Consider the following 9,795-nt stretch of genomic DNA (forward strand, 5'->3'; position numbering starts at 1 on the left):
GGACGGGGTTTAGTGGCTTTTTTGCTTACACAAAAAGCCACTAAACCCCGTCCCCAAATGGTTCCCCGTCCCTGTTTGACTCTCAACTTAATTTTTTTATCAAAAATTTCTGTAATGCATCTACACCAATTCCGACATAGACAACACCTGCAATCATTGCTGCACCAATCTGAATCGGGAGTGTTCCAATCTCACTCACTTTCAACGGACCCATAATCGTAAGTCCGATTGCCCATCCACACAGCCAGGATGGTGTAAAAATGTATTTTGGAACGTTTTCACCGATGAGAACTGCGAGTCCTCCTAAAATAAATAATGTACAATATAATTCTACATCTGGATTGAATTGGAATGTTTCCATAATCCATACTGCCAGCACTGCCCACACATCTCCACACAGAAATCCTGCTGCTATTTTAAATGCATCGGAACGCTTATTTCCATTTGCCACATATAAACCTGCACAAATGAGGGCTACCGCTCCTGTTGTCACTCCGATATATGTACTTAATACCGCCCATATTGGCGGCATAAATGCGATGCCAAATGCTAATGTACCAATACGAATTCGTTTTTCTTTTTTTGCGTCCATCAATTATTCCCAATCAAATCCGTCCCATACTTTTTTACCAGTATAGACTTTTAAATTTTCTTCTCCGTTTAATACACGGATTGCCCCGGCTGCCATAGCTTCCATCTCGAATTCTCCCGGATATGCCGTAACCGGTGCGATAAATGAGCAGGCTTCTGTAATCTGAGCAACAAGATCTTCATTGTAGACCATTCCTCCGCCAAGAAGGATTCCATCTACTTCCCCATGCAATACTGCTGCCATAGAACCGATGCATTTCTCAATCTGATAAATCATTGTATTCCAAAGCATTTCTGCATATTTATCACCATTTTTAGCACGGACAGTTAATTCCAATGCATCAGAAATACCTGCGTGACTTACAAATCCACCTGTTCTTGTGCAAAGCTTTTTCACATCTGCAATATCCAGATTATTTTCTTTCATATAGCTTAATAAATTTGCAACAGAAATGCTTCCACAGCGGGTTGGTGCCATTGGACCTTCTCCCCCGACAATATCATATCCGTCTATCATTTTTCCTTTGCGGTGAGCAGATACGGAAATACCTCCGCCAATGTGACATACAACATAATTGCATTCCTCATACTTCTTATTCATCACATTTTTACTATGACGGATTGCGGTTTCTTTTAAATTCAATGCGTGCAAATGGATAATACGGTTCACACCCTTTATACCTGTCATTCTGGCAAGATCCTGCAGCTCATCTACATCCGGTGGATTCACTACCATTGCCTTTGCACCATACTGCTCTGCAAATTCTCTTGCAAGCTGCGGTCCAAGACCTGCCGGATGAATCACGCCATTAGCACTATTTCTTGCATGCTCAAGCATCAAATCTGTCACTTCATATGTGCCGCCTTCCATTGCGAGCAGTCCGCCCCCTCGTCCGACAAATACATCCACATCATCCAATCTTACACCAGCCTCATTTAAAAGCTGTAAAATGGTGTCGCGACGATATGGTAACTGTTCCGGAAGAGACTGAAACTTATCCAGTTCTTTCGCATCATGGGATACATTTTTTGAGAACAAACAATTCTCACCTTCAAACAATGCAATCTTTGTAGATGTAGATCCAGGATTGATTGTCAACACTTTATATTCACTCATAACATTTCTCCATCTAGTAATTACGGGCGCATGTTACTGCGCCCGCATTACATTTATATATTTAGTAGCGATTTTGGTTTATTTGTTTATTTGCATTCTTCTGCAATCAATGATTATTTTGTTTTGCTTCCTGCTGCACGAGCTGCACTGATAATAATATTACCTTTAATTTCAGATACCGGGGCCCCTCTTGAGCAATCACAAACCACACTGTTGAATCCCTGAAGCATTGGTCCATAAGCATTTGCATGTCCAAACTGCTGAATCAATTTTACTCCAACATTACCTACATTTAAATCAGGCCAGATTACAACATTTGCCTTTCCGGCAACTTTGCTTTCTCTTGTAACTTTTTTTGCTGCTACAGCCGGTGAAATTGCTGCATCAAACTGAAATTCTCCATCGATTGCAAGATCTGGTCGAAGCTCATTTGCGATTTTTACTGCCTCTACAACTTTGTCGATCAATTCTCCCTGACCACTTCCAAGTGTAGAATAACTTACCATCGCACATCTTGGCTCCCAGTCTAGCAATGCCTTTACTGTATCACATGCTGAGATTGCAATACTTGCAAGCTGTTCTGCATTTGGATTTGTACATACTGCACTGTCTCCGACTGCAAGCAAACTGCCTTCGCTTCCTTCAAATCCAGGAATATCACAAAGTCCGATACTTGAAATTGTGCTGATTCCCGGCTGCAGTCCAATAATCATCTGTCCTGCTAAAAGTACATCTCCTGTTGTATTATCAATTCCTGCAAATGTTACCTCTGCCTCACCAACTGCCTGCATTACCATTGCATAATATAATGGGTTCTGCATACGGCGGCCAAGTGCTTTTTCTTTCAAAAGTGTTTCAGGCTTTGCAACATAGTCTGCAATTAGTTTATTTTTGTATTCTTCTTCCTGAATATCCACAATCTTGAAAACATCTGTCTCATATCCGCGCTCTTTGCACAGTTCTGTGATTTTCTGAGCATCGCCTACAAGAATTGGAATGATATATCCTTCTTTTCCTGCCTCATAAGCAGCCTGCATCATTTTCTCGTTTTCAGCCTCCGGAAAGGCAACGCGCTGTGGATCTTCTTTTGCTTTTGCATAAATCTGATCTAATACGCTCATTTTTCTCCTCCAAAAGTAATTTATTTACATTTTGTATTGTAAGAAATACATTTTCAAAACAACAGCACACATTTACAAAATGTGTCTGCTTTTGTTCTTTAAATTGTAAAATGATTTACATTTCTTCCTCGATTAAATCAACAAGATCTGAGATTGTATTACATGCACTTGCATCAGCTAACATCAAAGCCACATCTAATTCATTTTCAATTTCCGAAACTAATGCTACCATCTGTACAGATGCTCCGCCTAAATCCTCTTTAAATGATGTTTTTTCTGAAAGTCCTGCCACATCTTTTTTGTATGACATAGCTACCATGTTTAATACTTGTTCTAAAATTTCCTGTCTTGACATTGTTTGGTTCTCCTTATTCTTCATCTAAATCAAATACTACTGTTTTCACTCCATTATCACGTTCCACAATTGCTGCATGAACATTTACCGGGAGTTTCGCTTCCAGCTCTGCTCTGTTCTTTCTGCTGACTCCGCGAACAACTGCATTCAATCTTGTTCCTTCTTCAATTTCTACTTCTCCATAACAGAATTTACCTAATTTTTTATATTCCGGTTTTGTAGAAAGTGCTGCCGGTAATACGATGGAATGTAATTTTGCTTTTCCACTGATTTCATACCACTCTGTTTCATAATTTCCACAATTATTACATGCATATACAGGTGGGAATTCTACATGTCCGCACTTTGGACACTTACGACCTAAAATTTTTCCCTCTTCAAGTCCTAAATAAAATTTCTCTACGACTTTCTCCAATTTGATAGCCATGGTACTTCCTCCTCTTTATTAGTCCATTGTACGAATCACGATTGCTGCCACATTCTGTGCTCCGCCATATCCACGAAGCATTGCTGTCTTAGGCACTTTCTTAACCTCACGTTCTCCACACTCATTCCACATCTGTTTACAAGCTTCGTACATATCAGCCAGACCAGATGCAGCATGCGCATGTCCAAATGATGTTCTTCCACCATTTGTATTGATTGGTTTATCACCATCCCATGCTGTACGTCCATCACAGATATATTTCCATCCTTCTCCGTATGGAAGATATCCGGCAATTTCTGCTGATACCAAATGAGAAGTAATAATAAAGTCATTTGCAAAGAAAATATCCAGATCATCTCCTGACAATCCTGTTGCTTCGTATACCTGACGAACAGCTTCCTCTGTTGCAGCAACTTCAAAATGTGGTGTTGTTGCTTCACAAGCAGCACTTCCTATTCCAAGTACTTCGATTGGTTTATGTTTTAAATTCTTTGCGATTTCCGGAATCTTCTCTGTTGCACATACGATACAAGCAGCAGCTCCGTCACATTTTAACTCAACTCCGCCTGCACGAAGGAAATCTCCCATTTTCGGATTATATGGAGAATTCATGTACTCATCTAATGTCATGCCTGCTTTTTCTGCCAGTTCTTCGTATGTTGTTCTTTCAATCGCAAGCGGGTTTGTAGAAGCATTTCTTCTATTATTAATGCACATTGCATTCAATGTGTTATTCATATCCTCTGCTGAAATACCTCTTGTACGGACATACCATTCAGCCGCATCGTCATAGATTAATTCCTGTCCGGCCATAAGTTGTCTTGTATATGTACGGTCATACAACCATGATGTTGTTTTCAAAAATTTATCCATTGTCATCTTATCGCGTTTATATGGATGCTTTGGTGTTTCTACGCTGTCAGCCGGACTTGGTGTACTGTCACCAAACTCAACGGCACCCGTAAGTACACAGTCATATTTTCCTGATGCAATTGCATTTACAGCCTGCTCGATTGCAAGATAACCTGTACAACATGCTTCTGAGTGATGGATAGAACCTTTTCCTTTCATACCAAACCAGTTTGAAATCTGCACGTTTGGTGTTAAATAGTTTGAACCATTCAGAGGACTTGCCTGTCCATGAAAATAAAAATCTACATCCTGTGGATTTACTCCTGCATCTTCCATTGCCTTCAATGCTGCATATCCAAACATTTCACCTTCTGTCAGTCCGTCTGTTTCCGGATTATCTACTGTATACATAAATGGAGTACATCCAACACCGATAATAGAAACGCTTCTCTGGTATTTTCCCAATTTCGTCTGATTCATTGTTTTCATCCTTTCTTATGAACATTTTCCTGCGTAAGAACATAGACATCTGTTTTTTGTATCATCATCCAACGCCAAGTCTCGCGGCTGCTCGACTTAAATTTTGTTCTTTACGATTCTTGCTTAATTATATATAATGATTTTAATGATTTCATCGTGTCACAGCATGATATTATACGGATTAATTTTGATTTTTTTGTGCGAACGCACAATGGATTTTTCATAAAGGAGTATATATGGAATATCAGATTTTTATGTCGAAACTAAAAGAAAAGGGGTATCAGCCGCAAATATTCGGGCATTCTGACAATGTCTGTGATATGATCAATGTTCGAATTTTTGACCCGATGCGCCCACATTTTGAATCTTCAAGTCTGTATCTGACTTCTACAAACACAATGCCCGCAGCCAATACGAATGCTGAATTTACTTTGATGTGTTTTGGAGAACGTTTAGATTTCTCCGTATATGAGCAAAGTTGCTTCACTATTTTATATTTTGGCACATCCTTCTCGCAGGCTGCACTTTTTAATACTGCTATGGAATTATTAACAGAAATCCAACAGATCACTGCAGGTATGCATCTTTTGTTAAATGCCTCTTTTTCCGGAAAAGGACTTCAATATCTGGTAGACACTGCTTCAAGAATATTTGGTAATCCAATCTATGTTGTTGATTTACAAAATAAATATCTGGCCATCTCTGCCGGTATTGTTCCGGATAATGATTTCTTTCGTGAAGAAAGCAAATCTGGTTATATTAGCAAACAAGGAATTGCTTCTATCCGCGCTAATCATCTGGATGAAATGGTTCGAAAATATAATCACCCTTATTACTATACAAGCGAACTTGTTCACACTGGTATGCTTGTAGATGCGATCCACATACAAAATATTGAAGTAGGTCATGTCATGATGCTGGAATCTGAACATCCTTTTGAAGACTATGTTCCTGATTTCTTCCATCGTTTTTGTAAACTGGTATCACTCGAACTTCAGAAAGATCCTGCTTACACAAGAAACAAAGGGGTTATGTACTCTTATTTTCTTGTAGATTTACTTCGCAACCCTCAAAATAATATTGAAAATTTCAAGGAACGTCTGGAGGTACTCGGTTATAATCTTAAAAGTTCTTTCTATATTATAGCCATACCACCATCTGCACAAAGTTCCTCTCATTTGCAGTTAGAAGTGATTTTGGAGCATTTGAAACGCATTTTTTCTGGAAGTATTTATGTCATCTACGAAGACACGATTGTATTTCTAATTAATAAAGACTTATATCAAGGGTTCAGTGAATATGAACTTACGCAGCTAAAAGACTATCTCTCTGCTAATAATTTAAAAGCTGGAATCAGTAACTTCTATCAGAATCTGGAAGATACTTCTCGTTTCTATCAACAGGCGATTGATGCGATTAATCTTGGTCTGAAGTTAAACACTTCCAATCCGCTTTGTTATTATAGTGATTATTATGTTTATAAAATGTTGGAAATATTTGAAAAAGAAGATACGGAAATCCGATTTTTAATCCATCCAGGATTGATGAACCTCTATTTATATGACCAGGAAAAAGGGACTGATTTTTTAAATACGCTTCAAGAATACTTGAAAAACCCGGGACAGTCTTCGCTTGTCGCCAAGAATCTTCATGTACATAAGAATACGTTACTGTACCGGATGGGAAAGATTAAGGAATTGATTGGAAGTGACCTGACACAGGGGGATGATTATATGAATATGAATCTGTCGCTGATGATTATGAAGTATCTGAATATGTTGTAAGTTGCTATTGAGTTCATGACAACCCCAAGCAAGAAAAGACTATGCACTCCTGCTCAGCTTCGTCGGGCAAGCCCGACTCCAATTCGCTGGATTGCATAGTCTTTTTCTTGCTTTGTGGTGTATCCTGATTGAAATAGGTGGAGCGATGAAGAATTTACTTTTCTGGTATCTGATGTATCTATATTCTCGGTTTATTTGCTTGTGCAGATGCTTTTTTGGTAGCTGATGTATCTGCAATCCCTTGATATTCGCTGTTGCAGATGCTCTTTTCTTGACCAATGTATCTGCAACTTGCTTTTCTTTGAACTTGCAGATACTTTTAAGCCTGCCTGTCATGTACAATTGCATCTGCATCTTGCCTTTTCTGGGATTTAAAGATACTCCCTTCGCAAATTTTGCATCTACATCCCACATTTTTGATAACATGAGGATGCTTCTCATCAAAATTTTGCATCTTCAATCCCCTAAAATCCGCTATCGCAGATATCATCGCTCAATATCCTTTGTTGCTATTTAGTTCACAACTGCCCCAAGCAAGAAAAAGACTATGCACTCCTGCGGGAGCTTCGTCGGGCAAGCCCGACTCCAATTCGCTGGATTGCATAGTCTTTTTCTTGCTTTGCGGTGTGCCGTAATTGAAATAGGTAAAGTGATGAAAGATTTACTTTTCTGGGATCTGATGTATCTATATCCTCGGTTTATTCGCTGCCGCAGATGCTTTTTTAACAACTGATGTATCTGCACTGCCTTGATATTCATTGTCGCAGATGCTCTTTTTAGACCGATGTATCTGCAACTTGCTCTTCTTTGGACTTGCAGATGCTTTTCAGTCTGCCTGGCATGTATAATTGCATCTACATCTTGCTTTTTCTGGGATTTAAAGATACTTCCTTCGCAAATTTTGCATCTACATCTCACGTTTTCGATAACGTGAGGATGCTTCTCATTGAAATTCTGCATCCTCAACCTGCACTTTCTAGACCTTGCGGATATTCCCCAGTAAAGCTCTGCTTTTTAATTTATTAGATTTGCGATAACGCACTGAGAAAAAATATTGGATATGAATTTCTGTGAATACAAAGGAAGCGATTGGAAATACTAAAAGGCTAGAATTTTACGTTAGAGCTTAGAAACTTGCTGTTTGAGGGCACAGCCCGAGTTGCTGGTTTCTAAGCTCTGTTTTTAGTAATAATTCTGACCTTTATGTATTTCCCGCTGACGGAGTCTGAACAGAAATTCATATCCAATATTTTTCTCAGGGACGCTTATCCAACTTAATGAACTAAATAGCAATCCTAAGCAACATATTACACACAGTCCCAAACGCAATACTCACCAACGTATTATGCTTCCATTTATAACTAACTGCCACCACGATCACTGCTACAAATTGTGCAATCCCTACTCCTCGAACATCCCGGATTGCATCTTTTAGACAATATACGATCAACACTGCCATAATCGCCGATGGAAGAATTTTTCCAAGATATATCAATTTTTCCGGCATTTGTCTTCCACCGCGAAATGCTACAAACGGCAACGCCCGAAGAGAAAATGTAATCACTGCCGAAACAAAAATTGCAATAAATATCATTTCTTTACTCACAATGTACTTCCTTTCCATTTTCCTCTCTGACAAGTAATAAGATTCCAGACACAATCAAGAGTGCCACTAACATGAACCGTTGCGGACCGAATAAATATAAGCTTATCAGTGCTACTATAATCCCTAAAAGTGCAGGAAAATGATTCTCACTCTTCTCCCATTGGTCAATAAAAATAATAACAAACAACGCTGTCATGCAAAAATCAATTCCTTCTAATTCAAATGGGATCAATTGTCCCAACACGCCACCGAGTACTGCTCCAAACATCCAGTAACATCTGCTTAAAAATGCCACCCCAAACATACTGTCTTCTTTTTTCTTTTCATCCTGACATTCTGCTTCCAAAGTCAGATTGACCGCATATGTTTCATCTGTCATCGTGTGGATCATATAAGGTAAGCGCTTTCCCATTTTTTTGAATTCATCAATGAATGTCAGGCTATAAAATGTCTGCCTGCTATTCATCAATAGTGCTGTCAATGCGATGGTAAGAATAGAAGCTCCACTGCTTAAAAATGTAATCAAAACAAACTGAAATGCTCCTGTATATACGGTTAAACTGATCAATAAAGAATAGTACCAATGAAATCCCGCTTCTTCCATCATAATCCCATATGCCATACTTACAAACACGTAACTACACAAAATAGGAATCGATTTTATAAATGCATGTTTCATTTTTTATAAAATCCCTTCTTCTAATTTTTTATAGATTGCATTTGCAAGAATTCGATGACTCTCCTTATCCATGTGTTCCTGGTCTGCTGCCGAGCAGCTCACATAATCTGCTGCCCGCATAAACTGTTTTCCATATTTCTGAGCAATCGTTTCATATACCGATTCCAATTCTTTCGACACTTCTACCGATTCCTGTGAAAATTCACGGTCAAACTCTTCCATCCATACTTTATCCCCCAAATGAATCGGAGATATCACCAGTACTTTCGCTTTTGCTGCAAATTGTTCAATCTGTTCCAACAATTTTGCAATTCCTTTCCCGATTACTTCTGCAGATGCACCGAATATTGTTTTGCAGTCATTGGTTCCAAGCATCAAGACAATTGCATCTGGAGTGTGTGTTTCCAATAACGTTGGAAGTAATTCCGTTCCTCGTCTTCCTATACGAAACGGATCTTCAAATATTGTTGTTCTTCCGCATAACCCCTCTTCAATCACTCGAATATCGCGCCCCTGCAATTTTTCCTGTAAGACACCTGTCCATCTCTCTTCCCAAGGAAATCGTGTTCCTGTCTCCGCATTTAATCCCCATGTGTTTGAATCGCCAAAGCATAATATCTGTTTCATCTATCCTGCACCTGCCTTTTACTCTTATTTTGATACCCGATAAAATAAAAAACTCCACTTATCTTTTTGATAAATGAAGTTTAGCATCTTTCACCTATTAAGTCAATAGGGTTAGTGTGTTTTTACCAATGGGGACGGGGTTTAGTGGCTCTTTTG

At 38.9% G+C, this 9,795-nt stretch carries 11 protein-coding genes; 1 reads left to right on the plus strand and 10 read right to left on the minus strand.

Annotated features, from left to right (window positions below; all coding sequences use genetic code 11):
* Positions 1–82 precede the first annotated feature (82 nt).
* From LQE94_RS15980 to LQE94_RS16005, 6 genes are all read right to left on the minus strand, one after another.
* Positions 83–592 carry a DUF1097 domain-containing protein gene (locus LQE94_RS15980; RefSeq protein WP_022076025.1) on the minus strand — a complete coding sequence of 170 codons (510 nt, stop codon included), beginning with the start codon at positions 590–592 and terminating at the stop codon, positions 83–85.
* Between the two features lie 3 nt (positions 593–595).
* Positions 596–1,708: a butyrate kinase gene (gene buk, locus LQE94_RS15985; protein WP_240578181.1), complete on the minus strand. Its 1,113-nt coding sequence runs from the start codon at positions 1,706–1,708 to the stop codon at positions 596–598.
* A 113-nt stretch (positions 1,709–1,821) separates the two neighbouring features.
* On the minus strand, positions 1,822–2,829 hold the full coding sequence (locus LQE94_RS15990; RefSeq protein WP_240578182.1) for a phosphate acyltransferase: 1,008 nt from the start codon (positions 2,827–2,829) through the stop codon (positions 1,822–1,824).
* Between the two features lie 115 nt (positions 2,830–2,944).
* Positions 2,945–3,184, minus strand: a complete 240-nt coding sequence (locus LQE94_RS15995) for an acyl carrier protein (RefSeq protein WP_022076022.1) — start codon at positions 3,182–3,184, stop codon at positions 2,945–2,947.
* A 13-nt stretch (positions 3,185–3,197) separates the two neighbouring features.
* A complete protein-coding gene (locus tag LQE94_RS16000; protein WP_022076021.1) occupies positions 3,198–3,611 on the minus strand; it encodes a Zn-ribbon domain-containing OB-fold protein in 414 nt (137 codons plus the stop codon).
* An 18-nt stretch (positions 3,612–3,629) separates the two neighbouring features.
* Positions 3,630–4,943, minus strand: a complete 1,314-nt coding sequence (locus LQE94_RS16005) for a thiolase family protein (protein ID WP_022076020.1) — start codon at positions 4,941–4,943, stop codon at positions 3,630–3,632.
* A gap of 236 nt (positions 4,944–5,179) precedes the next feature.
* On the opposite strand from LQE94_RS16005, the gene LQE94_RS16010 reads away from it, so the two are divergent.
* Positions 5,180–6,727, plus strand: a complete 1,548-nt coding sequence (locus LQE94_RS16010; protein WP_240578183.1) for a PucR family transcriptional regulator — start codon at positions 5,180–5,182, stop codon at positions 6,725–6,727.
* A 39-nt stretch (positions 6,728–6,766) separates the two neighbouring features.
* On the opposite strand, the gene LQE94_RS16015 is transcribed toward LQE94_RS16010, so the two are convergent.
* From LQE94_RS16015 to LQE94_RS16030, 4 genes are all read right to left on the minus strand, one after another.
* Positions 6,767–7,153, minus strand: coding sequence for a hypothetical protein (locus LQE94_RS16015; RefSeq protein WP_240578184.1), 387 nt, complete (start codon positions 7,151–7,153; stop codon positions 6,767–6,769).
* A gap of 856 nt (positions 7,154–8,009) precedes the next feature.
* Positions 8,010–8,333: a branched-chain amino acid transporter permease gene (locus LQE94_RS16020; RefSeq protein ID WP_240578185.1), complete on the minus strand. Its 324-nt coding sequence runs from the start codon at positions 8,331–8,333 to the stop codon at positions 8,010–8,012.
* Positions 8,326–9,012 carry an AzlC family ABC transporter permease gene (locus LQE94_RS16025; protein WP_240578186.1) on the minus strand — a complete coding sequence of 229 codons (687 nt, stop codon included), beginning with the start codon at positions 9,010–9,012 and terminating at the stop codon, positions 8,326–8,328. The genes LQE94_RS16020 and LQE94_RS16025 overlap by 8 nt, the downstream gene beginning before the upstream one ends.
* 3 nt (positions 9,013–9,015) lie before the next feature.
* Positions 9,016–9,639, minus strand: a complete 624-nt coding sequence (locus LQE94_RS16030; RefSeq protein ID WP_118738466.1) for a GDSL-type esterase/lipase family protein — start codon at positions 9,637–9,639, stop codon at positions 9,016–9,018.
* Positions 9,640–9,795 lie beyond the last annotated feature (156 nt).

The sequence above is a fragment of the Mediterraneibacter sp. NSJ-151 genome (assembly GCF_022487435.1).
Lineage (GTDB): Bacteria > Bacillota > Clostridia > Lachnospirales > Lachnospiraceae > Schaedlerella > Schaedlerella hominis.